The sequence below is a fragment of the Wenyingzhuangia sp. 2_MG-2023 genome (assembly GCF_030548295.1).
GTDB lineage: Bacteria > Bacteroidota > Bacteroidia > Flavobacteriales > Flavobacteriaceae > Wenyingzhuangia.
Genome location: NZ_JAUOSB010000016.1, coordinates 1 through 23,687, shown reverse-complemented (window position 1 = coordinate 23,687; position 23,687 = coordinate 1). Strand labels below are relative to the sequence as shown.

Annotated in this window: 22 protein-coding genes; 7 read left to right on the top strand and 15 right to left on the bottom strand. The window is 32.2% G+C overall.

The annotated features are described in order from the left end of the window. The first annotated feature begins 100 nt into the window (after nucleotides 1–100). Nucleotides 101–2,668: a TonB-dependent receptor domain-containing protein gene (locus Q4548_RS13595; RefSeq protein ID WP_303455918.1), complete on the top strand. Its 2,568-nt coding sequence runs from the start codon at nucleotides 101–103 to the stop codon at nucleotides 2,666–2,668. Between the two features lie 73 nt (nucleotides 2,669–2,741). Here the strand turns inward: Q4548_RS13595 and Q4548_RS13590 are convergent, their stop codons facing one another. From Q4548_RS13590 to Q4548_RS13580, 3 genes are all read right to left on the bottom strand, one after another. Next, the gene (locus Q4548_RS13590; protein ID WP_303455917.1) at nucleotides 2,742–3,095 is read right to left on the bottom strand and encodes a hypothetical protein; all 354 of its coding nucleotides are present in this window, start codon (nucleotides 3,093–3,095) and stop codon (nucleotides 2,742–2,744) included. Between the two features lie 154 nt (nucleotides 3,096–3,249). Beyond that, on the bottom strand, nucleotides 3,250–3,651 hold the full coding sequence (locus Q4548_RS13585; protein WP_303455916.1) for an ACT domain-containing protein: 402 nt from the start codon (nucleotides 3,649–3,651) through the stop codon (nucleotides 3,250–3,252). A 431-nt stretch (nucleotides 3,652–4,082) separates the two neighbouring features. Beyond that, nucleotides 4,083–5,327: a flavohemoglobin expression-modulating QEGLA motif protein gene (locus Q4548_RS13580; RefSeq protein ID WP_303455914.1), complete on the bottom strand. Its 1,245-nt coding sequence runs from the start codon at nucleotides 5,325–5,327 to the stop codon at nucleotides 4,083–4,085. A gap of 108 nt (nucleotides 5,328–5,435) precedes the next feature. On the opposite strand from Q4548_RS13580, the gene Q4548_RS13575 reads away from it, so the two are divergent. After that, complete coding sequence (locus Q4548_RS13575; RefSeq protein WP_303455912.1) at nucleotides 5,436–6,314, top strand: LysR substrate-binding domain-containing protein; 879 nt, start codon at nucleotides 5,436–5,438, stop codon at nucleotides 6,312–6,314. Between the two features lie 8 nt (nucleotides 6,315–6,322). Here Q4548_RS13575 and xerD read toward each other — a convergent pair whose 3' ends face one another. Continuing rightward, the gene (gene xerD, locus Q4548_RS13570; protein ID WP_303455910.1) at nucleotides 6,323–7,222 is read right to left on the bottom strand and encodes a site-specific tyrosine recombinase XerD; all 900 of its coding nucleotides are present in this window, start codon (nucleotides 7,220–7,222) and stop codon (nucleotides 6,323–6,325) included. A 121-nt stretch (nucleotides 7,223–7,343) separates the two neighbouring features. Here xerD and aroQ point away from each other — a divergent pair, with 121 nt between their 5' ends. Next, nucleotides 7,344–7,763 carry a type II 3-dehydroquinate dehydratase gene (aroQ, locus tag Q4548_RS13565; protein ID WP_303455908.1) on the top strand — a complete coding sequence of 140 codons (420 nt, stop codon included), beginning with the start codon at nucleotides 7,344–7,346 and terminating at the stop codon, nucleotides 7,761–7,763. Here aroQ and Q4548_RS13560 read toward each other — a convergent pair. Both Q4548_RS13560 and Q4548_RS13555 read right to left on the bottom strand, forming a co-directional pair. Continuing rightward, complete coding sequence (locus Q4548_RS13560; RefSeq protein WP_303455906.1) at nucleotides 7,750–8,880, bottom strand: DUF4105 domain-containing protein; 1,131 nt, start codon at nucleotides 8,878–8,880, stop codon at nucleotides 7,750–7,752. The two genes, aroQ and Q4548_RS13560, sit on opposite strands and share 14 nt — an antisense overlap. Beyond that, nucleotides 8,880–9,962, bottom strand: a complete 1,083-nt coding sequence (locus Q4548_RS13555) for a hypothetical protein (RefSeq protein WP_303455905.1) — start codon at nucleotides 9,960–9,962, stop codon at nucleotides 8,880–8,882. Before Q4548_RS13555 ends, Q4548_RS13560 begins: the two co-directional genes overlap by 1 nt. 141 nt (nucleotides 9,963–10,103) lie before the next feature. Here Q4548_RS13555 and Q4548_RS13550 point away from each other — a divergent pair, with 141 nt between their 5' ends. Next, nucleotides 10,104–10,829, top strand: a complete 726-nt coding sequence (locus Q4548_RS13550) for a phosphatidylcholine/phosphatidylserine synthase (RefSeq protein WP_303455903.1) — start codon at nucleotides 10,104–10,106, stop codon at nucleotides 10,827–10,829. A gap of 3 nt (nucleotides 10,830–10,832) precedes the next feature. Here the strand turns inward: Q4548_RS13550 and lptB are convergent, their stop codons facing one another. Genes lptB through Q4548_RS13535 form a run of 3 tightly spaced genes read right to left on the bottom strand, consistent with a single transcriptional unit; the run spans nucleotide 10,833 to nucleotide 13,354 of the window. Beyond that, entirely contained in the window at nucleotides 10,833–11,573 is a 741-nt protein-coding gene (gene lptB, locus Q4548_RS13545; RefSeq protein ID WP_303455901.1) for an LPS export ABC transporter ATP-binding protein, read from the bottom strand. 3 nt (nucleotides 11,574–11,576) lie between these two features. Beyond that, complete coding sequence (gene tatC / locus Q4548_RS13540) at nucleotides 11,577–12,389, bottom strand: twin-arginine translocase subunit TatC (protein ID WP_303455899.1); 813 nt, start codon at nucleotides 12,387–12,389, stop codon at nucleotides 11,577–11,579. Between the two features lie 2 nt (nucleotides 12,390–12,391). Beyond that, nucleotides 12,392–13,354: an SIS domain-containing protein gene (locus tag Q4548_RS13535; protein ID WP_303455897.1), complete on the bottom strand. Its 963-nt coding sequence runs from the start codon at nucleotides 13,352–13,354 to the stop codon at nucleotides 12,392–12,394. Nucleotides 13,355–13,425: 71 nt separating this feature from the next. Here Q4548_RS13535 and Q4548_RS13530 point away from each other — a divergent pair, with 71 nt between their 5' ends. Then, nucleotides 13,426–15,630, top strand: coding sequence for an ATP-dependent DNA helicase RecQ (locus Q4548_RS13530; RefSeq protein WP_303455895.1), 2,205 nt, complete (start codon nucleotides 13,426–13,428; stop codon nucleotides 15,628–15,630). 60 nt (nucleotides 15,631–15,690) lie between these two features. Here Q4548_RS13530 and proC read toward each other — a convergent pair whose 3' ends face one another. The 3 genes from proC to Q4548_RS13515 all read right to left on the bottom strand — a co-directional run bounded on the left by proC (nucleotide 15,691) and on the right by Q4548_RS13515 (nucleotide 18,249). Further along, entirely contained in the window at nucleotides 15,691–16,488 is a 798-nt protein-coding gene (gene proC, locus Q4548_RS13525) for a pyrroline-5-carboxylate reductase (protein ID WP_303455893.1), read from the bottom strand. 24 nt (nucleotides 16,489–16,512) lie between these two features. Beyond that, nucleotides 16,513–17,706 carry a pyridoxal phosphate-dependent aminotransferase gene (locus Q4548_RS13520; RefSeq protein WP_303455892.1) on the bottom strand — a complete coding sequence of 398 codons (1,194 nt, stop codon included), beginning with the start codon at nucleotides 17,704–17,706 and terminating at the stop codon, nucleotides 16,513–16,515. Nucleotides 17,707–17,847: 141 nt separating this feature from the next. Next, nucleotides 17,848–18,249, bottom strand: coding sequence for a DUF1573 domain-containing protein (locus Q4548_RS13515; RefSeq protein ID WP_303455891.1), 402 nt, complete (start codon nucleotides 18,247–18,249; stop codon nucleotides 17,848–17,850). A 124-nt stretch (nucleotides 18,250–18,373) separates the two neighbouring features. On the opposite strand from Q4548_RS13515, the gene Q4548_RS13510 reads away from it, so the two are divergent. Beyond that, entirely contained in the window at nucleotides 18,374–21,007 is a 2,634-nt protein-coding gene (locus Q4548_RS13510) for a valine--tRNA ligase (RefSeq protein WP_303455890.1), read from the top strand. 59 nt (nucleotides 21,008–21,066) lie between these two features. Here Q4548_RS13510 and Q4548_RS13505 read toward each other — a convergent pair whose 3' ends face one another. Continuing rightward, nucleotides 21,067–21,450, bottom strand: coding sequence for a VOC family protein (locus tag Q4548_RS13505; protein ID WP_303455888.1), 384 nt, complete (start codon nucleotides 21,448–21,450; stop codon nucleotides 21,067–21,069). Between the two features lie 111 nt (nucleotides 21,451–21,561). Between Q4548_RS13505 and Q4548_RS13500 the strand changes: the two genes are divergently transcribed. After that, a complete protein-coding gene (locus Q4548_RS13500) occupies nucleotides 21,562–22,398 on the top strand; it encodes a hypothetical protein (RefSeq protein ID WP_303455886.1) in 837 nt (278 codons plus the stop codon). Between the two features lie 104 nt (nucleotides 22,399–22,502). Here Q4548_RS13500 and Q4548_RS13495 read toward each other — a convergent pair whose 3' ends face one another. Together Q4548_RS13495 and Q4548_RS13490 are read right to left on the bottom strand one after the other, a co-directional pair. Continuing rightward, nucleotides 22,503–22,829: a multidrug efflux SMR transporter gene (locus tag Q4548_RS13495; RefSeq protein ID WP_303455884.1), complete on the bottom strand. Its 327-nt coding sequence runs from the start codon at nucleotides 22,827–22,829 to the stop codon at nucleotides 22,503–22,505. Nucleotides 22,830–22,881: 52 nt separating this feature from the next. Beyond that, the gene (locus tag Q4548_RS13490; protein ID WP_303455882.1) at nucleotides 22,882–23,529 is read right to left on the bottom strand and encodes a LysE family translocator; all 648 of its coding nucleotides are present in this window, start codon (nucleotides 23,527–23,529) and stop codon (nucleotides 22,882–22,884) included. Nucleotides 23,530–23,687 lie beyond the last annotated feature (158 nt).

The following is a 23,687-nucleotide window of genomic DNA, read 5'->3' as shown; positions in this document are numbered from 1 at the left end:
TACCTTATCTTTTACAAATACACCACGTATTAGAGAGTTTGTAGTTGTAATATTGTACTATAAAATTAATAGAAATATGAATAAATTAAAACAAAGGAAAATGAATAGCATAAAAAATGTGTTGACTTTTTTTATGGTTGTAATGTTGTCAAATTTTGCTTCTGCTCAAATTACAGGAAAAATTCTTGACAAAACCAGTAAGGAAGGATTGGAGTATGCAACCGTAACTATATATAATAGTGAAACAGGAAAATTAACCACGGGAGTTGTAACCGAAGAAAATGGTGTGTTCTTATTAAAAGGAATAAAAGCTGGTACTTACAAAGTAGAAGCTACGTTTATGGGGTACAAAACTCAAACCATTCCTAATGTAACAGTTGTAAAAAACAATGCATTTGTAGACTTAGGAAACATCAATTTGGCTATTAGTGGAAATGAATTGGATGCAGTTATTTTAAAAGGTGAAGCAGCAACAGTAGTTCATAAAATAGATAGACAAGTGTTTGAAGCGAATAAGTTTCAAAATAGTCAAGGAGGAAGTGCTGTAGATGTAATTAAAAATTTACCATCGGTAACTGTAAATGGAGAAGGAGATATTAGTGTAAGAGGTAGCAGTAGTTTTGCTGTTTTGTTAAACGGAAAACCTACACAAGGAGATGCTGCTTCTATTTTGGCACAATTGCCAGCAAATGCTTTAGAAAAAGTAGAGTTGATTACAGCACCATCAGCAAAATATGATCCAGAAGGTTCTGCTGGAATTTTAAACATTATCACCAAAAAAGGAGCTATAAATGGAGACTATGCGCAAGTAAATGTACGTGGTGGATTTCCTGCAATTCAAGATTACAATACCAAAGAATATCCACATCGTTATGGAGTGGATGCGACCTACAATACTAGAACAGACAAATGGAATTTTTCTATGGGAGCTAGTTATCAACGTAATGATATTTCGGGTAGAAGAGAAGGTGGTTTGGATATTGTTAACGCTGCTAACAACACACATAGGTTTTTACCTTCGGATGGTGAACGTAGTTTTGACGATGTAAGTTACAATGGTAGATTTACCGTTGATTATACTCCAAATGATGCCGATGAGTTTTCTTTAGGTATGTATGCTGGTAAAAAGAAAAAAGACAGATTGGCGGATATTTATTATAACAATTATACAGTTAGTCCTATTGGTAGTGCAAACGTAGAAAATAAGTTTTCTTACTACAACCACAACTTAAGAACGCGTAAAGGAGATTTTGCGTTGGCAAGTTTTGATTACGCTCACAAATTTTCGGACGAATCTAAATTAAGTACTTCTTTCTTATATGAGTATACTTTTTTAGGTGGACCAACGGAAAACGATAATGTTAGTGGTACGGATTATGCGACTATTTATCAACAAGAACGTAATACTAATGACAACCCGTTGAATGGTGTGCGTTACAACTTGGATTACAAATGGAAACCTATGACTTTTGGTACGATTGAAACTGGATATCAGTTTAGACATTTAGACCATACAGGAGATTTTGATTACCAACGTAAAGATGTAACATTGGGAGATACTCAATTCAACCAAGTGCCAGAATTCTCTAGTAATATTGCATTGAAAAGAATTATTCATTCTGCTTATGCACAACTTTCAGGAAGTAAAGAAAAATGGGATTATGCAGCAGGGTTGCGTTCAGAGTCTATGAATAGAGAGTACAAAGAAAAATTGGTTTCTGATACTGAGCAAAATGTATACAAATACGATTATTTTAAGTTGTTTCCTTCTGCCTCTTTGCAGTACAAAGTAAATGACAAAACAAATATAAAAGCAGCTTATAGTAAAAGAGTTGAGCGTACTACTACGTTTAAAATGAATAGTTTTGCTGAGCGTGAGCATTCTGAAGTATACGAACAAGGAGATAATAAATTAAAACCTGAGTTTATTGATTTGGTAGAATTGGGTGTAAACAAAAGATTTAAAGGAGGGAATTCTGTGTACGCTACGGCATATTACAGACATACAAAAAATGTGATCAACCGTGTAAATACTTTGGCATATGATGACAATGACAACGATCCTAACAATGCCCCAAATCCTGTTGTAAATGATAGTATTTTAAATAGAGTTTACTCCAACGTTGGAAAGAGTGATGCAATTGGTTTGGAAATAGGAGCAACCATAAAACCAAGTAAAAATTGGACCAACTTTATTGGAGCAAATATTTACAATTATGCTATTGATGGAGCGTTGACATTCAACCACAGAAACGGAAAAGGAGAACAAGTTTATGGAATAGATAGTAAATCAACCATTTATTCTATTAATCTAAATTCTACTTATTCGTTCTGGGAAAATGCTTCTGTTCAGTTTGCTTTTAATTATATATCAGACAGAAATACAGCAATGGGTGAAGATTCTAGATTTTACTCACCAAATTTAACGTTTAAAAAGTCTTTTATGGATGATAATTTGACGGCAACTTTGCAATGGCAAAATATAGATATGGGCTTATTAAAATCTAATGAACAACGTATCACTACCTCTAGACCTAATGTATTTTACACCACAACCAATTATGTGTACGAGGTTGATATTGTTTCGCTGAATTTAACATACACATTTAACAAATTAAGAAACAAATCTAAATTTATTGAAAGTGAATTTGGTAAAAAAGAATTCTAATAGCATTGTTTAAGTTTCGTTAGTTTTTGTAAAAGCACTTGTTTTAAAACAAGTGCTTTTTTTATTACTTTTTCTAATTCTCAAAATCACAATCGGATTTTGTATGTTTCCATAAAAGCGTTGCGTTTTTCAATTCGTTTTGCAAATCATTTGTGTAGCCTATAAGTGCTCCTTCGCAATTGTATACAGAAGACTGATAGTTGACTGCAGGATTACAGTTTCCATTGTAAAACACTGTTTGATTGTTGTAAGTTGTCATCATATAATAATGATAGGTATTAGCATGTTCAACTTGTGTTTTTAACCAAGTTAAATCTTCAATAGGGTTTGATACTTCACATATTGTTATAATTTCTTTAGAATCATTTTTACAACTAGCCAAGATTCCTATAATAATAACAGCAACAATTTTATAATTTTTTTTCATATGGATGCGTTTCTATTTATAAGAGCACATTTTATAAAAAGGTTGCGTTGTAAAAAAGAACTTCAGTATTATTTTGGAGCTAAAATTCCGTTCTTAAATATTTTTAGAATCAAATTTCACTTTATTTGTGTCTTTGAGTGTCTAAAAAAGGAGATTATTTATGATTTTTAGCGAGTAGATTTAAAACATCGATAGCTTTGATAGCATCATTTTTATTCACAAAAATATGGTCATGATAGTATGCTGCTATCACGTTGCAGCTAATGTTGTACTTGGCCAATTCTGTTGAAAAAATGGCAGTCAACCCTACGGCATCAAGTGATGAATGAATCATGAGTGTAATCCAAGATGCAACGTAGTCATATTTTAAATGAAGATTGTCTGCTGTTTTTTTCTCAAGAACCAGTGTCGTTCCTTCTTCTTCTTTAAATTCGCAAAAAATTAGTTTTCGGTCTATTGTATGAAATTTTGTTACAGTTGTAAATACATACTCACCTTTTTTTAGATTGGGAGTCATTCCTTTTATCAATTCATCCAAGTTTGTTGTTCCAGACATATATCTTTTGATTTTTATTTGAGGAAAAGAAAGGTGTATAACGGTCTAATTTACTGTTTTAGATTGTATTTAAATGTTCATTTTTTGTAGGAATAAACGGAGGAAATGTTTGAAATAAAAAAACTGCCCTTTCAGGACAGTTCAGAAAATAATATTTGTTTTAGTTTGGGGAATTTTAGTGTTTGCTTACCAGATTTCCATTTGTTTTTAAGTATAGTGAATCTCCAGTATTTACATCAATTTCTGGCAATCCATCAAATTGATATTATTTATAAAAAAAGCTAGAATGGTACATTTTGTAACAAATAAATAACCGTTTTCATCTATTTAAAGATACAATCCTAAGTTCTTTAACAAGGTGCTTTTTAATATAATTTTTAGTGTGTTTTTATAGTGTTTTAGATGTGTAAAGTGTTGATATGTAGTGGTTTTTAAATTAAAATATTTTTGTAAAAATCTTTGGTGTTTTCTAAGTTGATTTTATTTAAAAAGGTAGAATAGCTTAAATAGGAAAACAAATAACGTTTGTCTTGAATCCAAGGTGGTAAAAACTTAGGTTTGGTAATCAATCCCATGTCAGATAATTGTTTCAGTGCAGGCAAATCTCTAATATCTAGTTTTCCACAAAACAACAAATCTAAATGCTCTAGTTTACCACTTGTCATGGCTACTCGTAAAAAACTATGCACGTCTATCAATCCTTCTAAATAAACAATGTCTTTGGTAAATGGTGCTTTTCCATTAACCAAACCACCTCTACAAACTCTTTTTGCATTCTGAAAAGATTGTTCTTTATTGTCTGTTTTGTCTAGAAAATAACGATAAATTTCAATGAAATCTGCTCCATCAATAGCCATTTGTATGGCCAAAACTCTGTCAGACAAACGTTGAATTCTATCTAAGTCTGAATTTCCAGTAATGAATTCGGCAAAAATAGCCAAACCTTCTTGTGTAATTGTGGTTCCAGCGTGTTCTACTCCTAATATTTTTAAGTGTTGTTGAGCTTCACCATTTAGAGCAGTAGCCACATGCACATGTGCTTCGTGGTGAATTAATTGATCAATGTCTTTGTCTGTAAATCTAGCATTAGGACGAATGGATATTTTACTTCTTCCTGCCAATACATTTGATGCCAAAGAGCTGTCAAATACAACAGCAGGAGCCAAATCACCAAAAATTTCTTTGACAGCAACCCCCATATGCTGTGCTAATTCTTGCGCAGTTACAGATGGAGTAGTAGGTGCCCCTAAATCCAAATGCTTGATGTTCTCAAAAAGTTGATCAAAATGAATGGCCAAATCATAGGTAGTACACATACCATTGTGAATGGTGTTGTGTGGCTTTCCAAATAAATCTGAAGAATGTTTGAAAAAATCAGAGGTTCCTCTACTGTTTAATAACAAAGCACTGCTTTCTAATTTGTTGGCTATTCTACGTGCCCATTTGTCAATAGGTGTGTCAGATTCTAATAGTTTACGTACCTCTTTAATTTGAGTTAAAACAGGCTCTGGGTTGTATGGATTGTAACTAACGACAGGTAATTTTTGTGCATTGTTTTTAAAAAATGTTTCCTTGATGGAATCGTCCCAAGTAATATTTTTTAAAATACTAATGCTATCAGATGCTTTGTGTAACGCATTGCTGATTTGTATGATTCTTTGACTTTCTTTTTGCATTGTTTTGATTGATAATGTCGCAAATGTAATTTATTTAAAGACACGTACTCTTGTTATTTTTTCTAGAAAGTTTGTATCTTTCTTTGTTCTAAAATCTATGAAAAATACATGAAAACCAAATTTCATATTTTTAAAGTAGTTGCCAATCATTTAAGTTTTACCAAAGCAGCTGAGGAGTTGTTCATTTCTCAGCCTGCAGTTTCTAAAACAATTAGAAGTTTAGAAGATTCTTACTATTGCACTTTTTTTTTGAGGAATAAAAATTCTATAGAACTGACAAGAGATGGTGCTATTTTTTTAACTTATGTAGATAGAATTTTAAGTATTCATGCAGAGTTAGATAATGAATTTTCAGATTTAAAAGAGAACTTACCTAAGGAGATTTGTTTTGGTGTAAGCACCACGTTAGTCAACAATATTATGCCTAAAATTATTGTGAAGTTTAGAACACAATATCCAGACGTAAATTTCAACATCAAAAGTGGGAATTCTGAAGGCATCGAAAATCTTATTCTGAACCAGCAATTGAATTATGGAATAACAGAGGGTAGAAATACTCATAAAAAATTACAATTTAAAAAATTCATAAAAGATGAAATTGTATTGGTTACCAATGTGAACAATTCAATTTTGAAAAGCGATACCATAGATAAAAAAACATTGCAAGAAATTCCCATGGTAGAAAGGGAATTGGGTTCAGGTACTAGAAAAATTATTTATCAATTTTTGAATGCTTATGGTATTGAAAAATTGAATACAGTGGTTACCTTAAATAGTGTAGAGGCCATAAAAAATTATCTAAATTACTCTAATGATTTTGCTTTGATCTCTATCAATGCAGTTCGTGAAGATTTGATAAATAATAGATTGAAAATTATAGAAATAGAAGATTTAACTATAGAAAGGTGGTTCTATTTTGTGTCTCGAACCGGATACCAATCCAAAGTAATGGAATATTTTGAGAAATTTTCTCAGAACAACCTTTAAATTGGACTTTATTTGTTTTTAGCTCTTGGATGAAATTGATGCACAATTTCTATCAATTTGGTTTTGTCTACATGTAAATAAATTTCTGTGGTAGTAATACTTTCATGTCCCAACAAGGCTTGTATAACGGTCAAATCAGCTCCTCCGTTTAACAGATGAGAAGCAAAGGAATGACGAAAAGTATGTGGGCTAATGGCTTTTTTTATGTTTGCTTTTTCTGCCAATTGTTTAATGATAGTAAAAATCATGACTCGGGTCAATTGGTTGCCTCGTCGGTTTAAAAACACAATGTCTTCTTTTCCTTTGTTAGGAGGAGTTAATCTTCTTTGTGTGGCAATATAATCACTAATAATACTCTCTGTATAAGGATTGATGGGCACCAAACGTTGCTTGTTTCCTTTTCCTGTAATTTTGATAAATCCTTCATCAAAATACAAATCGGATATTTTTAGGGTCACCAATTCTGAAACACGCAAACCACACCCGTAAAGCGTTTCTAAAATTGCTCTGTTTCTTTCTCCCTGAGGGTGAGACAAATCTATAGCATCTATAATTTGATTGATTTCGTCTTCGTTGAGAGTGTCTGGAAGTTTCAATCCTATTTTAGGAGACTCTATAACTTGCATAGGATTGTCTTCTCGATAATTTTCAATGTTTAAATAATCAAAAAAGGCAGACAGTCCAGAAATCAATCTTGCTTGAGATCTTGCTTTGTGTGTTTTGGAATAATCGTATAAAAAATTCTGAATGTCAGATGTAGAAACCGTCAAAGGATTTTTTTCGGATGTTTCTAAAAAAGAGGCCAATTGGTTGCAATCATTTTGATAGTTGACAATTGTATTTTGTGACAACCCTTTTTCTATCAAAAGATAGTTGGTAAAATCACTTATGTAGGTTTTCCATTTCATCAACAACAAAAATAGAAATAAATGAGATAGCAAGTAGTGTGTAGTTGGTTGATAAAACAAACTATTGCTTTGTGTCCTCTGTTTTTTTGCTAAATTTGGAGCATTACAATCCTCTTCAACTATGAAAATTTTAATTCTAAATGGTCCTAATTTAAATTTATTAGGAAAACGTGAGCCAGAAATTTATGGAACTCAGACTTTTGAACAGTATTTTGAAACGTTGAAAGAAAAGTTTCTGAATGTGGAGTTGACTTATTTTCAATCAAATAGTGAAGGTTCTCTGGTAGATAAAATTCACGAAGTTGGTTTTTCTTACGATGGAATTGTAATGAATGCTGGAGCTTATACGCATACTTCGGTTGCTATTGCAGATGCGATTAGTGGAGTTACCACACCTGTGGTAGAAGTTCATATTTCTAATGTGCACAAAAGAGAAGCTTTTAGACACAAATCTTTTTTATCACCTGTTTGTAAAGGAGTGATATTAGGTTTTGGCTTGAAAAGTTATGAGTTAGGAGTAGAGAGTTTTATTTCTGAATAGAAGATTTAAGAAATAAAACGAATAAACCTGCTACAAATACATAAATAGGAAGATTGAATACTTGAAATCCTGTAGCAGCAATCACTAAAAATATTCCTATAAAAACCAATCCTAGCATTGATAGTTTTTGTTTCCATTCTGCTTTTAAGAAAGGATAAGCTAAAAACAATGGGTTTGCCCATAGAATGTTAAAATTCAGTTTGGTTGTACTGTGTTCTGTTAAAAACCACAGAGAAAAAATAATCAATCCAGTAATACCATAAATAAAGGTCAAAGTATGAAACCAACGATTGATGTTTTTATTTTTTAAAATCAAAAACAGACTAATTGAAAGCAGTAAAAGCCCTAGAAATAAGGGGCTGATAAAGAAATTAGTTGTTGGAATTTTGAGTTGATAATCTGGTAAAATGTAGGTTTCTTTACGTACAACTTTTTTACCATTTAATGTACTTGTATGCATTGCGATATTTACAAAATCTGGCAAAAACATGTATTGTTTTAACGTCGCTTTTTTATCAATAACAGCTCCAAGCGCAAGGTCAATTCCAAATTTACCCCAAGTGTTTTTAGCCAAATAACGGTGAATCAAATCACGGTGACTTAGGTTTTTGGGAAAATTAGAATAATCAAAATCAATGTTTCCAACGCTTTTTTCAATGACTTCGTACATTTTATTGGCACAGTTGTCGTAGAAAAAATCGTAGTAATATTTTTTGTTTTCAGGCAAAGCATTCCATTCTAAAAAATCAAAAACCTTTTGATTTTCTTCTGGAGTTAAATTGATGATTTGCGATTTTACCCATCTATTTTCGTTGTAATAAGTGTAAGGAAAATATTTGTAATCGTAGCTAGAAACTTGGTAAAGCAACTCTCCACGACAAAATTTTAAGTAAAAATTTGGAGTGTTAAAATCAAAAGTTCCGTAATTATAGACTCTATCCAAATGGTTTTCTTTGTCTTTTACTCGCATGGCACTGTGTCCAAAATGAGAATACAATTCGTTCTGCCCAGGAGCACAGGTAAGAATGCTTATTTCTGCGTTTTTAGACAATTGTATGTTGGTTTGACTAAAAAAAGAAAGTGTAAAAAAGAAAAATAGAACAGAAATTGATTTCATTACCTCATTTCATTAAGTTGAACTCTAATTGAAAATACATTGGAATAATTGATTCCAGAACTTGCTCCAACATTGGTCAAAGCATAATCTATGTATACTTTTTTCAAACGGATTCCAATCCCTATACTAGGCTCAACAGAAGTAGATTCTGTGTTGTCAAAATCAATTTCTTTTTGAATATTTCCTACTCCAGCTCTAAAATAAGTACGGTCTTTATAAGCTAGTTCAAAACCTAAATTAGGACTAAAACTCATAAAGCTAGTAGAAACAATATCATTGGTTTCCGTAAATCTACCGATCAAATCCAAAGCAGATAATAAAGAATATTTTTCGTTAAATTGTTTAAAATATGAAAATCCCAATTGGAATTTAGGCAACGTGACTTCGTATTTTTCTGGCTCTTCTTGGTTTTGTCCATCTGCAGTTGTTTGTGCATTTGCAATGTCTTGAAAAATAGCATCGTCTACATTCCAAGCCGTAAATGTTGTGGTTACATCTCTTAACATTAATCCCATTTTTATATTCTGATATTGGTACTGTGCTCCAATATCAAAACCAAAACCATGCCCAGTAGCAAAATCTCCAATATTTCTTCGGATAATTTTTCCATTTACCCCCACGTTCAAATGTAGATTTGGAAACGATTTGGCAATGCTTAAAACGGCGGCAATATCTGCACTAGAAAAAGTGGTGATATTGTTGTAATTTATATTTCCGTTATTGTCAATCAAATTGGTGGTGTTTAGAATATTGTCTACTCCTAAGCGGATGACAGAAACACTCATTGCTATATCGTCTCGTTCAATAGGCAAAGCAGCTCCAAAATAATCGTAACTACCAATTCCTGAGTATAGTGAATTGTGCATGGCTGCAAATTCATAATCTTGTACGCTAATTACTCCCGCAGGATTCCAATATCCTGCTTCTACACCAGTAATAAAAGAACTTACAGATTTGCTCATACCCATAGCTCTTGCACCCACACCAATGTTCAGAAATTCATTAGAATAACTACTCACCAGTTGTGCTTGACAGGCAAAAGAACCTATAAGTAGATAAAGAAATATAAAATGTTTTTTCAACGTACTATTTTGTTTCAGAGTTTATAACCTATACACTACAAATATATTGTTTCAAATTAATAATAGATGTGAAATTTAATTTAACTTATTTATACAGCTACACAAAACTATCATTAGATTTGTCAAAAAGTATAATCTCTTATGAAAATTCTGAAATGGATTCCCAATTTGTTGACTTTGTTAAATTTATTATCAGGTTGTTTTGCGGTAGTATATGCAGTCAATAATCAAATTCAATTTGCTGTTTTGTTTGTGTTGTTGGGGATTTTCTTTGACTTTTTTGATGGTTTTGCAGCTAGAATTTTTAAAGTTCAAAGCGAAATAGGAAAACAATTAGACTCTTTGGCAGATATGGTAACAAGTGGAGTGGTTCCTGGAGTGGTCATGGTTCAAATGTTGTTGAAGTCAGGAAATCAAGAACCGATAAATTATTTAGAAGGTTTTGAAAATTTTCCGTTTTTAGCGATGTTGGGGTTTGCAATTACATTGGCATCGTGTTATCGTTTGGCAAATTTTAATATTGATGAAAATCAAAAAGAAAACTTTGTAGGCTTGCCAACACCTGCAAATACGTTATTAATTGTCTCTTTACCGCTAATGCACGCGTATCCTGAATACCATTATATTAGTTATATTGTAGACAATCAATATGTGTTGATATTGTTAACAATATTGAGTTGTTATATGCTAAATGCAAATATTGAGTTGTTTGCTTTGAAATTTAAAACCTTTGGGTTTGCAGAGAATAAATTGAAATACATATTTTTATCACTGTCCATCTTAATGATTTTAGTGTTAAAATTGGCAGCTATTCCAGCTATTATATTTACGTATTTGCTACTTTCTATGTTGAGTAGAAAAAAGTAAGATTTATTTTTTAAATCTATTTTCTTTCAAAACAAAACTTTCACCTAAATAGACACGACGTACCATTTCGTCGTCTGCTAATTCTTGTGGAGTTCCACTTTTTAGAATGCTTCCTTGATACATTAAATAAGTTTTGTCAGTAATAGCTAAAGTAGCCTGTACATCATGATCGGTGATTAAAATACCAATGTTTTTGTCTTTTAATGTGGCTACAATAGACTGAATGTCTTCAACAGCAATAGGATCTACACCCGCAAAAGGCTCATCTAATAAAATAAATTTAGGATCTGAAGCCAAACAACGTGCAATTTCTGTTCTACGTCTTTCTCCACCAGATAACAAATCACCTCTGTTGGTTCTTACATGTCCCAAACTAAACTCATCAATCAATTCTTCAAGTTTTTGCTTTTGTTGTTCTTTGGTTCTGTCTGTAAATTGCAATACTGATAATATATTTTCTTCCACGGTCAATTTTCTAAAAACCGAAGCTTCTTGAGCCAAATAACCAATTCCGTTTTGTGCACGTTTGTACATGGCAAAATTGGTGATTTCTTGATTGTCTAAATAGATTTTTCCTTCGTTGGGTTTTACCATTCCTACAATCATGTAAAAAGAAGTTGTTTTACCAGCACCGTTTGGTCCTAGCAATCCAATAATTTCACCTTGTTCTACTTGAAGAGAAATTCCTTTTACAACTTTTCTGCTTCCGTATATTTTTTGAATGTTATCAGCTCTTAAAATCATGAATTACAATTCTTGTTTTTTTTGTTTTTTGACAATTACTTTAGATACAACGATGCTGATTTCGTACAGAATTAAAATTGGAATAGCCACAATAATTTGACTAGCAACATCTGGTGGTGTAATTACAGCAGCAACTATCAAAACCAATACCAAAGAGTGTTTTCTGTATTTTTTTAAGAATTCTGGAGTAATCAATCCCAATTTGGTTAAGAAATAAACCACTAATGGCAACTCAAAAACAATAGAAACTCCTAAAAGAGTATTGGTAATCAATCCTATATAACTATCAAATTGAAAGTTGTTTACAATAACATCTGTAATTTGATAATTGTAAAAGAAATAGACAGACATAGGAGCAATAACGTAATAACTAAATAGCAAACCTATGATAAGCAACAATGTAGAAATAATAATAAATCCTCTACTTTTTTGTCTTTCTTTTGGAGTCAAACCAGGCATGATAAATTTCATCATTTCCCATATTATATAAGGAAAAGAGAGGATGGCACCTAAGATAAAACTAGACCAGACAGCATTCATTAATTGATTGGTAGGAGCCAAACTTTGCAGTTTTGAACTAAAACTAAGGTTGCAAAAACTACTGTCAATTCCAATTTTAGTAAAAGCTTCACAAAACCATTTGTAAGTACTAAATTCTGGATTTAAATGTGCTAATAAAAATTGATTGTAGACCTCTTTTTGATATACAAATAGTACAATAGTAAACACAAGAATACACACTGTAGACCTTACCAAATGCCACCTTAATTCTTCAAGATGATCTAAAAAAGACATCTCTTTGTTCTGTTCTCCCATCTCTAAAAAATTCCTTCTTTAATTAAGTCGTGTATGTGAATAATTCCTTTGTAATTTTTAGCATCATCTATGGCTATCAACTGAGAAATATTGTTGTTTTCCATAGTATACATAGCTTCAACAGCCATTGCATCTATATGAATTGTTTTGGGTGATTTAGACATGATATCTTTGGCGGTCAACGCAATAAAATCTTCGTTTACATTTAACATTCGTCTAATATCACCATCAGTAATAATCCCTACCAAAGTATTGTTTTCTAACACCGCAGTAGCTCCCAATCTTTTGTTAGATATTTCTAACAAAGTATCTTTCATATTGGTGAGTATTTCTACTTTTGGCATTTCGTTTTTGGAGACCAAATCACTTACACGTAGGTATAATTTTTTACCCAACGCACCTCCAGGATGGTATTTTGCAAAATCTTTACTAGTAAATTGGTTGAGTTCTAACAAAGTTACTGCAATGGCATCTCCCATAACCAATTGTGCAGTTGTACTAGTGGTAGGAGCTAAGTTGTTTGGACAAGCTTCTTTTTCTACATAGGTATTGAGTACATAAGTAGCCTGAGTACCTAAAAAAGAATCTTTATTACCTGTAATAGCAATGATCGGATTGTTGTTTCTTTTGATGAGTGGAATCAAAACTTTAATTTCTGGAGTATTTCCACTTTTAGAAATACAAATCACAACGTCATCTTCTTGTACAATTCCTAAATCTCCATGAATGGCATCTGCAGCATGCATAAAAATAGACGGTGTTCCTGTAGAGTTTAGAGTTGCAACTATTTTGGTAGCAATGGCTGCACTTTTCCCTATTCCAGTAATGATTACTCTTCCTTTGCTTTTAAGAATGCATTTTATAGCATTTTCAAAATTTGAATCAATTAAATTGGTTAAATTAGCAATAGCATTGCTTTCTAGCTCAATAGTTTTTCTAGCTATAGAAAGTATATCGTTATTCAAGGTTGTAATTTTTGTTAAAAAAAGTTATATCTTTAAGCTACAAATGTATTTAAAATTAGCATACGATTATTATGAATCAAGATAAAATTGATTTGTACTCCCCTTTAAAAAAGTATTTTGGATTCAATAAATTTAAGGGTTTACAAGAAGAAGTCATCAGAAGTATTGTAGAAGGAAATGACACATTTGTCATCATGCCTACTGGAGGAGGAAAGTCACTCTGTTATCAGCTGCCAGCATTGATGAAAAGCGGAACTGCTATTGTGGTTTCTCCGTTAATTGCTTTGATGAAAAATCAAGTGGATGCTATTCGTGGTATTTCTGACAATTCTGGAATAGCACACGTATTAAATTCATCACTTAACAAGTCTGAAATTGCAAGAGTTAAATCTGACATTACAGACGGAGTTACCAAACTATTGTACGTAGCTCCAGAGTCATTGACAAAAGATGAATATGTTGACTTTTTAAAAGAACAAGACATTTCCTTTTTTGCTATTGATGAAGCGCATTGTATTTCTGAGTGGGGACATGATTTTAGACCCGAATACAGGAACTTACGAAAAATTATTACTAGAATTGGAGATGTTCCTATTATAGGACTAACGGCAACCGCTACTCCAAAAGTTCAAGAAGATATTATAAAGACACTTGCGATGAACAACGCAAATACGTTCAAAGCTTCTTTCAACCGTCCTAATCTTTTTTACGAAGTAAAACCCAAAACCAAAAATGTAGCTTCAGACATCATTCGATTCATCAAACAAAGGTCTGGGAAATCAGGAGTTATTTATTGTTTGAGTAGAAAGAAGGTAGAAGAATTAGCGCAAACATTACAAGTAAATGGAATTTCAGCATTGCCTTATCATGCTGGTTTGGATGCAAAAAGCAGAGCAAGACATCAAGATATGTTTTTGATGGAAGATGTGGATGTGATTGTTGCAACCATTGCTTTTGGAATGGGAATTGACAAGCCCGATGTTCGTTTTGTAATTCATCATGACATTCCTAAGAGTTTGGAAAGTTATTACCAAGAAACGGGTAGAGCAGGAAGAGATGATGGAGAAGGATATTGTTTGGCTTTCTATGCTTATAAGGATATAGAGAAATTAGAAAAGTTTATGGCAAATAAGCCTGTTTCTGAACAGGAATTAGGTCATGCTTTGTTGCAAGAAGTTGTAGGGTATGCTGAAACGTCTATGAGTAGAAGACAGTATTTATTGCATTATTTTGGAGAAAGTTTTGATCCTGTGAATGGTTTGGGAGCAAAAATGGATGACAATACCAAAAACCCTAAAAAACAAACAGAAGCGAAAGAAAATGTAGTAAAGCTTCTGACTGTAGTTAGAGATTCTAAAGAAAAATACAAATCAAAAGACATTGTAGCTACTTTGTTAGGAAAAACAAATGCGATGTTGATTTCTCACAAAACACATGAGCGAGATTTTTTTGGAATAGGAAAAGATAAAGACAACCAATATTGGACAGCATTGATTCGTCAAACCTTGGTGGCTGGATATTTAAGAAAGGAAATTGAGCAATATGGAATTGTGAAAATTACAGACAAAGGTTTGTCTTTTATTGAAAAGCCAGAAACGTTCTTAATGACAGAAGATCATATATATGTAGACGAAGATGATAAAGCTGTGATTATTGCCAATGCTAAGAATAAAGCAAGTATTGCTATAGATGAGCAATTGATGGGGCTTTTAAAGTCTTTGCGTAAAAATGTTGGTAAGAAAAAAAGCATTCCCCCTTATGCTATTTTTCAAGATCCATCGTTGGAAGATATGACGTTAAAGTACCCTACAACAATAGAAGAGTTGTCAAACATTCATGGAGTAGGAGATGGAAAGGCGAAAAAATTTGGTAAAGAATTTATTGAGTTGATTGCCAAATATGTTGAGGAAAATAATATTGACAAGCCAGATGATTTGGTAGTGAAAACGACTGGAGAAAAATCAGGTTTGAAATTGTATATTATTCAAAATACAGATAGAAAATTACCTTTAGAAGATATTGCAAAAGCAAAGGGATTGGAAATGTCTGAATTGATCAAAGAAATTGAATCAATTGTGTATTCAGGAACAAAATTGAATATTGATTATTATTTGGAGGATATTTTGGATGAAGATCAACAAGAAGAAATTCATGATTATTTTATGGAAGCAGAAACAGACGATATCAAATCTGCTATTGATGAATTTGATGGTGATTATGATGATGAGGAACTTCGATTGATGCGAATTAAATTTATAAGTGACGTAGCCAACTAAAGACAAAACCCCCTTTGCAATTCAATTACAAAGGGGTTGTTTTTTATAAAAGGTTGTAGATTATTTGTCTGCAGCCAATTCTTTAGCTCTGTTTACACAAGCTACCGTACCTTCTTTAATTAAATTGTGTACATTATTGCTGTCAAAATTGTTCAAAGCAGCACGAGTAGTTCCTCCTTTAGAAGCCACACGGTTCATCCATTCTTCTAAAGAAATGTCGTTTTGTTTGTACAATTCCACAGCACCTTCAAAAGTTTGAGCGGTTAAAGTTTTAGCTTCTTCTCTAGAAAAGCCAAAGTTTTCTGCAGCTTCGGCCATCGCATTCATAAAGTAAAAAATATAAGCAGAACCACTACCTGAAATTCCAGTAGTATTGTCAATCATATCTTCACTTTGTACTTCAAAAGCTTTTCCTGTAGACTTTAAAATACTTCCAACTAAATCTAAATTTTCTTTAGCAACTTCTTTAGATCCAACATAAGTAGTCATTCCTAATTGAATAGAAGCTGGTAAGTTAGGCATACATCTAATTACCTTGTCAATATCTAATCCTTGTTGAATGGTTTCAATGGTCATTCCTGCCATTACAGAAACAAACAATTGATCTTTGTTTACAATAGATTTAATGTCTCCAAATACCAAAGGAGCTATTTGAGGTTTTACGGCTAAGAAAATAATATCTGCATTAGATAAAGCATCATAACTTGTAGAAGCTTTCATCTTGTTCATTCCATTGATTTCCGCAACTCTGTCTTCAGACTTGTCAATAATTTCAATGTTAGCAATTTTTGCATTGTAAATTCCTTCTGCGTAGGTGAAACCCATGTTTCCACCACCAATCACAACTATTTTTTTCATAATATTTTGTTTGGTTTAATAAGGTTATTGTGCGTTGTATTTCTCAATAGCGTCTTTAAGAATAGCAACGGCACGAATTAATTTTTCTTTTTTTAGCACATAAGCAATTCTTACTTGGCTAAGCGCAATATTTGGAGTGGAATAAAATCCACTTCCTGGAGCTAACATGACTGTTTCTCCGTTATTACTGTAACTTTCTAACAACCATTTAGAAAATGTATCGGCATTGTCTACAGGCAAATCTACCAAACAATAAAAAGCTCCTTTTGGTTTTACTACCTGAACACCTTCTATTTTAGACAATTCTTCAATTAAAATATTTCTACGTCCAATGTATTCTTCTCGAACTTCATCAAAATAACTTTGAGGAGTGTCTATGGCAGCTTCTGCAGCAATTTGTGCAATGGTAGGAGGACACAATCTAGATTGTGCCATTTTCATGACCGTACTAATCAACTCAGGATTACGAGATACTACACATCCGACTCTTGCTCCACACATACTATAACGTTTAGAGGTAGAGTCAATCATGATGGCATTCATATCCATTCCTTTTTCTTCCATAATAGAGTAGTGACCATCATCTGTATATACAAATTCACGATACACTTCATCAGCAATTAAGAACAAGTTGTATTTTACGACTAACTTCTTTAATTGTTTAATTTCTTCTTTGCTGTATAAAGTTCCAGTTGGATTTCCAGGATTGCAAATTAAAATAGCACGAGTTCTTGGAGTAATCAAAGCTTCAAACTCATCTATTTTAGGCAAAGCAAAACCATTGTCTATACTTGTATTAATAGGTACCACATGCACCCCAGCAGCTATAGAGAAACTGGTGTAATTGGCATAAAAAGGTTCTGGAATAATAATTTCATCCTGAGGATCAGTAATACTAGCAATGGTAAAATACAAAGCTTCTGAACCACCAGTGGTTACTAATATTTGTTCGTTGGTTAATTTAATATTGTGTTTTTGGTAATACCCTACTAACTTGTCTCTGTATTGTTCAGAACCATTAGAGGTAGAATATTCTAAAACTTCCATATCTATATTACGAACAGCATCTAAAGCAATTTTAGGTGTTTTAATATCAGGCTGACCAATGTTTAAATGAAAAATTTCAATACCTCGTTTCTTGGCGGCTTCTGCATAAGGAACCAATTTACGAATTGGAGACTCTGGAATAGCACGTCCTTTGTTAGAAACTCTAAGCATTGTGTTTTTATGTTTTAAAATTAGGGGAACAAAAGTACAAAAATCTAATCGTCTTAAAGAATAGTTGTACTTTACTTTGATATTGGGTAAAAAAAAACTGCTTATAAAATATAAGCAGTTGTAATTATGATAAGATAAAGTTTAGTCTTTTAAAACTTCTCCTTTAATTTTTACTACTTTAGGATGTTCACTTGCGTTAGATACGATAGTTACCGTTTTTGTAAATCTACCTACGCGGTTGGTGGCATATTTTACTTTTATTTCTCCTACTTCTCCAGGCATGATTGGTTTTTCAGGCTTGGTTGGTACAGTACATCCACAACTTCCCTTTACACTTTTAATGATTAAAGGGGCACTACCTGTGTTTTCAAATTTAAAAAAACGAACACCATCTGCATTGTGCTTGATGGTTCCGTAGTCAATAACTTCCGTTTCAAATTCCATTTTAGGTTTTAAGCTAGTGTCATTGTCTGTATTTGCATATTGAGCGAAACTTAAAGCTGGCATTAAAGCCATGCATAGTATAAAAATTAATTTTTTCATGTCGATTAAATTTTAAGTAAAATTATATTTTAATATTGAAACATTCAATAACTATACCGTATTTTTTTTTTCTCCTAAGGATATTTGTATTTTTGACCACCTGTTATTTAACAAAAAATAAAGAATGAGTATTCCAAATACATACAATGCTACTGCGGTAGAAGAAAAATGGTACGATTACTGGATGAAAAATAATTATTTTCATTCCACACCTAACGATAAAACACCTTATACCATTGTCATTCCACCACCAAACGTGACTGGAGTTTTACATATGGGACACATGTTGAACAATACCATTCAAGACGTATTGATTCGTAGAGCTCGTTTGAGAGGTTACAATGCTTGTTGGGTTCCTGGAACCGACCATGCTTCTATTGCTACCGAAGCAAAAGTAGTAGCGAAGTTAAAAGCAGAAGGAATTAACAAAGAAGATTTAACTCGTGATGAATTCTTAAAGCATGCTTGGGAATGGACAGACAAACATGGGGGAATTATTTTAGATCAGTTAAAGAAACTTGGAGCTTCTTGCGATTGGGAACGTACTAAGTTTACCATGGATGCTGATTTAAGTGAAGCAGTAACTAAGGTTTTTGTGGATTTATACAAAAAAGGAGATATCTATAGAGGGTACCGTATGGTGAACTGGGATCCTGAAGCAAAAACAACGTTGTCTGATGAAGAAGTGATTTTTGAAGAAAAACAAGGAAACTTTTACCATATCAATTATAAAATTGAAGGAACTGAGGAGGTGGTAACCATTGCAACTACTCGTCCAGAAACCTTGTTAGGAGATACTGCTATTTGTATCAATCCAAATGATGAAAGATATGCTCATTTAAAAGGAAAGAAAGCGATTGTGCCTATTGCGAATAGAGTAATTTCTATTATAGAAGATGAATATGTAGATATTGATTTTGGAACAGGTTGTTTAAAAATTACTCCTGCTCATGATCAAAATGATAAAGTGTTAGGAGAAAAGCACGGTTTAGAAGTTATTGATATTTTAAACGATGATGCTACCTTAAACGAAAATGGATTGCATTACAACGGAAAAGACCGTTTTGTGGTTCGTAAAGAAATTACCAAAGAGCTTGAGGAGATTGGAGCTTTGGTAAAGGTAGAACAGCACATGCATAAAGTAGGAACCTCAGAAAGAACAAAGGCAGTTATAGAGCCTAAAATTTCTGCTCAGTGGTTTTTACGCATGGAAGAAATAGTAAAGCCAGCTTTAGATGCGGTTTTAAAAGATGAAGAAATTAAGTTGTATCCTAAGCGATATAACAATACATATCGCCACTGGTTAGAAAATATTCGCGATTGGAATATTTCTCGTCAATTGTGGTGGGGACATCAAATTCCAGCTTTTTTCTACGGAGAAGGAGTAGAGGAGTTTGTAGTAGCAACTTCTATTGAAGAAGCATTGCCATTGGCTAAAGAAAAATCAGGAAATAATGCTTTAACGGTTGCTGACTTAAAGCAAGATGAAGATGCTTTAGACACATGGTTCTCTTCTTGGTTGTGGCCAATTTCTGTGTTCAACGGAATTAACGAGCCAGAGAATGAAGAAATTAATTATTATTACCCAACTAATGATTTGGTTACCGGTCCAGATATTATTTTCTTTTGGGTAGCTAGAATGGTATTTGCAGGATATGAATTTCGACAAGAAAAACCGTTTAGCAATGTTTATTTTACGGGAATTGTAAGAGATAAACAAAGACGTAAAATGTCTAAATCTTTAGGAAACTCTCCAGATCCTATTGAATTGATGCAACAATACGGAGCCGATGGTGTTCGTGTAGGATTGTTGTTATCTGCAGCAGCAGGAAACGACTTAATGTTTGATGAAGATTTATGTGCACAAGGACGTAACTTTTCTAACAAAATATGGAACTCATTTAAATTAATTAAAGGATGGGTAGTTTCTGAAACGGAAGCACAACCAGAAGCTTCTAAAATTGCGATTGAGTGGTACAAAGCGAAGTTCCAAAAAACATTGGCTGAAATTGATGCTAATTTTGAGGTCTACCGTTTGAGTGATTCTTTAATGAGTATTTACAAATTGGTTTGGGATGATTTTTCATCTTGGTTCCTAGAAATGGTGAAACCTGCTTTTGGATATCCAATGGATGCGGTTACTTTTAAAGAAATCATAGGATTGTTAGAAGATAATTTAAAGATTTTACATCCATTTATGCCTCACTTAACAGAAGAAGTTTGGCAATTGATAGCAGATAGAACTCCTGAAGATGCGTTGATTATTGCAGAATATCCAAAAGCAACTTCTTATAACCAAGAAATCATTGCCAATTTTGAAATGGCATCAGAAGTAATTTCTGGAATTAGAACCATTAGAAAAGATAAAAACATTTCTTTTAAAGAGACCATTGATTTATCTGTTTTAAACAATGATCATATTTCTAAAGATTTTGATGCAGTGATTGTTAAGATGTGTAACATCGCAGAGTTGTCTTATGTAGATGCTGCTGTTGATGGATCCTTAAGCTTCCGTGTAAAATCTAATGAATATTTTGTGCCAATGGCTGGGGCTATTGATGTAGAAGCTGAGATTGCGAAGTTAAACGAGGAGTTAAAATATACAGAAGGGTTCTTGAAATCAGTTCAAAAGAAATTGTCTAACGAACGTTTTGTGAGCAATGCTCCAGAACAAGTAATTGCGGCTGAACGTAAAAAAGAAGCAGATTCTTTGTCTAAAATAGAAACAATTAAAGCAAGTTTAAGTTCTTTGGTGTAGCCATTATTTAATTTATAATTATAAAAAAGTCGAAAGCACATGCTTTCGACTTTTTTATTTTAAATATCATTGTTAATTTCTACCCAATATCCATCTGGATCTTGAAAATAAAACTGTTGAATTCCATCATCACGAACGTAGTCTTTGTTGGGAGTTCCAAGCCAGTCTGTATAATTAATTTCTAAAGCTTTTAAATGATTTACAATGGCATTTATATCAGCTGTTGCCAAAGCAAAATGAACGGCTTTATTGGTTGTAACCTCTAAATGAGGTCTAGGGATTAAATGAAGTTGTTTTTCATCTCCTAAAGACAACCACCTGGTTTCAGAAGAAGAAGCGGTGTTTTTAATCTCTTTAAGTTTTAATACTTTTTGATAAAAATTTACAGACTTATTTACGTCTTTTACAGAAATGGCTACGTGATTGAATGAAAAGGTAAACATATTTTATCTTTTTATAGAGCCCAAATATCGACATTAATTTTCTAATTATAAATTAACGTTAAATATCTATTTAACTTTTTGAGATAGATTTAATTAAGGTATTTTTATAAAATGAAACATTTAAAAAAATACTTTCAGATAAACGTTATCATAATTGCTTTAATTATGGTTGGATCTTGTAGCTCAGAAAACAATACTGAACTACCTGTTGAAGAGGAAGATAAGAAAGAAATACTAGCAATTACAGATTTTAAAATTTCATCAGAGATTCATTCTTTTTCTGTTATAAATGCTAGTATACAATCTGCAGACTCTTTAGTTATTTGCTTGTTTACATCACCTGTAGATTATGCTAATTTAACCCCAACAGTTGAATATCTTGGTACTCGTATGGAGTATAGAATAAATAATGATGATTTTAAAGTATATGATGTTGAGGAAAATATAGATTTTAGTTACCCCAATATTGTAGATTTTAAAGTGTCTAATGTAGATAACTCATCGTCAAAAATTTATAGGATTATTGTTGATACAGAAAATCCTATTTTATTTACAAACGAGGAAATAACAATACCAGATTCACAAGTAAATACTAATTATTCTGGTATAGAAATAGGTACATGGAAAAATGTAGGAAATCATCCTATTAGAGTTACCATGAGAACAGAAAATTATATTGATATTATAACTCCTAATGAGAACATCAACAATATTTTTAGCACTACATTAACAAGTGAGACTAATGTAAATCCTAATGATATGGGTGCTATAAACATATTTACATCAAATGCTTCAGTTGTAGGTGCATATGGTACTACAGCATTGTTTGATTTGTATTTTAATGAAAATTTAGGATATATAGTTTACGATGATATTACAGGAGCTTATGTGAATGATATTGGTTACACAAAAGCAGCATTAAAAATAAAAGGGAATATAGTAGATTAAGTTTTTATTGATGAAATTAAGAAGGCTTATTAATACTATTGAGCTGTGTTGTTGTGAATTTTTTTCAATGAAAAAGCGTTCTTTAACTATCGCGTTTGTTTTTATCAATGAGAAACAAATTTTAACCCAATTATAGAACCTATCAAAGTAGCTATAAAAAAAACTCTCCAAAAAGTAGCAGGTTCTTTAAATATAAAAATTCCCATCAATACAGTTCCTACAGCTCCCACACCTGTCCAAACTGCATATGCCGTACCTATAGGCAAATTTTGCGTGGATTTTATAAGCAAAGACATGCTAATAATTAATGAAACTAAAAAGCCACCATACCACCAATAAACCTCATTGCCTGTAACTTCTTTTGCTTTTCCTAAGCAAGAGGCAAAAGCAACTTCAAACAAACCTGCAATAATTAAAAGAATCCAATTCATATGATATTGTTTTTCTGAACGATAAATAGTTTTTATAGAAGAGGATGTAGTATTAATTAGATTTGGTAAAAGCAACTTTTAGCCCAAAAAGGATCAATGCTATTCCAACAACAGTTTCTATTCTTTTTTGAAATTTTTGAAACTTGTCTAGGATTTTCGGATGAGAAAAGAAAGAAGCAACCCCATAAAACCAAACAAAATGTGTTACAGAAATTATTACACCATAGATAATTTGAACGGTTAGTGTGGTATCTACAGTAACGATCTGTGTAAAAATACTCAGAAAAAAAATAGTGGCTTTTGGGTTAAGAGCATTGGTGATAAACCCTATTTTAAACGCTTTTAATTTGCTAATATTTGTACTGGTTGTTTTTTGGTTGGTAAAACGTTTGGTGTTTGATTTAGAAAAAATGGTTTTGAAACCCATAAATATCAAATACGCAGCTCCAATGTATTTGATTAGGGTAAATACAAATATAGATTTTGCAATTAAAATTGCCAATCCAGCAATAGAATAAGCAACATGTATCCAGATCGAAAGACTGATCCCTAGTGCAGAATAAATTCCAGCAATTTTATTGTACAGAATGCTGTTTCTAGAGACCATAAAAAAATCAGGACCTGGACTAATGGCCATAAAAATAGAAATACTAATAATGGCTAAAAAATTTGTAGAACCTGTAAAAATTGATAATTCCATTTGATTAAATAATTGACATTTCTAGCTTGTTCATCTAAGCAAGTAATCTTTTTCAACTTCAAAAATAGATTTTTTAATGCTTGTTTTGACCCCTATAAAACAAGAGTAATCTTTTAAATTTCGGATTATTAATTAAGCTGCTTTATTTTTAGTTAAAA

What these genes read in the sequence shown, in the direction of transcription:
- Q4548_RS13595 (WP_303455918.1), top strand. Translation starts at nt 101, where the DNA reads ATGAATAGCATAAAAAATGTGTTGACTTTTTTTATGGTTGTAATGTTG.
- Q4548_RS13590 (WP_303455917.1), bottom strand. Translation starts at nt 3,095, where the DNA reads ATGAAAAAAAATTATAAAATTGTTGCTGTTATTATTATAGGAATCTTG.
- Q4548_RS13585 (WP_303455916.1), bottom strand. Translation starts at nt 3,651, where the DNA reads ATGTCTGGAACAACAAACTTGGATGAATTGATAAAAGGAATGACTCCC.
- Q4548_RS13580 (WP_303455914.1), bottom strand. Translation starts at nt 5,327, where the DNA reads ATGCAAAAAGAAAGTCAAAGAATCATACAAATCAGCAATGCGTTACAC.
- Q4548_RS13575 (WP_303455912.1), top strand. Translation starts at nt 5,436, where the DNA reads ATGAAAACCAAATTTCATATTTTTAAAGTAGTTGCCAATCATTTAAGT.
- xerD (WP_303455910.1), bottom strand. Translation starts at nt 7,222, where the DNA reads ATGAAATGGAAAACCTACATAAGTGATTTTACCAACTATCTTTTGATA.
- aroQ (WP_303455908.1), top strand. Translation starts at nt 7,344, where the DNA reads ATGAAAATTTTAATTCTAAATGGTCCTAATTTAAATTTATTAGGAAAA.
- Q4548_RS13560 (WP_303455906.1), bottom strand. Translation starts at nt 8,880, where the DNA reads ATGAAATCAATTTCTGTTCTATTTTTCTTTTTTACACTTTCTTTTTTT.
- Q4548_RS13550 (WP_303455903.1), top strand. Translation starts at nt 10,104, where the DNA reads ATGAAAATTCTGAAATGGATTCCCAATTTGTTGACTTTGTTAAATTTA.
- lptB (WP_303455901.1), bottom strand. Translation starts at nt 11,573, where the DNA reads ATGATTTTAAGAGCTGATAACATTCAAAAAATATACGGAAGCAGAAAA.
- tatC (WP_303455899.1), bottom strand. Translation starts at nt 12,389, where the DNA reads ATGGGAGAACAGAACAAAGAGATGTCTTTTTTAGATCATCTTGAAGAA.
- Q4548_RS13530 (WP_303455895.1), top strand. Translation starts at nt 13,426, where the DNA reads ATGAATCAAGATAAAATTGATTTGTACTCCCCTTTAAAAAAGTATTTT.
- proC (WP_303455893.1), bottom strand. Translation starts at nt 16,488, where the DNA reads ATGAAAAAAATAGTTGTGATTGGTGGTGGAAACATGGGTTTCACCTAC.
- Q4548_RS13520 (WP_303455892.1), bottom strand. Translation starts at nt 17,706, where the DNA reads ATGCTTAGAGTTTCTAACAAAGGACGTGCTATTCCAGAGTCTCCAATT.
- Q4548_RS13515 (WP_303455891.1), bottom strand. Translation starts at nt 18,249, where the DNA reads ATGAAAAAATTAATTTTTATACTATGCATGGCTTTAATGCCAGCTTTA.
- Q4548_RS13510 (WP_303455890.1), top strand. Translation starts at nt 18,374, where the DNA reads ATGAGTATTCCAAATACATACAATGCTACTGCGGTAGAAGAAAAATGG.
- Q4548_RS13505 (WP_303455888.1), bottom strand. Translation starts at nt 21,450, where the DNA reads ATGTTTACCTTTTCATTCAATCACGTAGCCATTTCTGTAAAAGACGTA.
- Q4548_RS13500 (WP_303455886.1), top strand. Translation starts at nt 21,562, where the DNA reads ATGAAACATTTAAAAAAATACTTTCAGATAAACGTTATCATAATTGCT.
- Q4548_RS13495 (WP_303455884.1), bottom strand. Translation starts at nt 22,829, where the DNA reads ATGAATTGGATTCTTTTAATTATTGCAGGTTTGTTTGAAGTTGCTTTT.
- Q4548_RS13490 (WP_303455882.1), bottom strand. Translation starts at nt 23,529, where the DNA reads ATGGAATTATCAATTTTTACAGGTTCTACAAATTTTTTAGCCATTATT.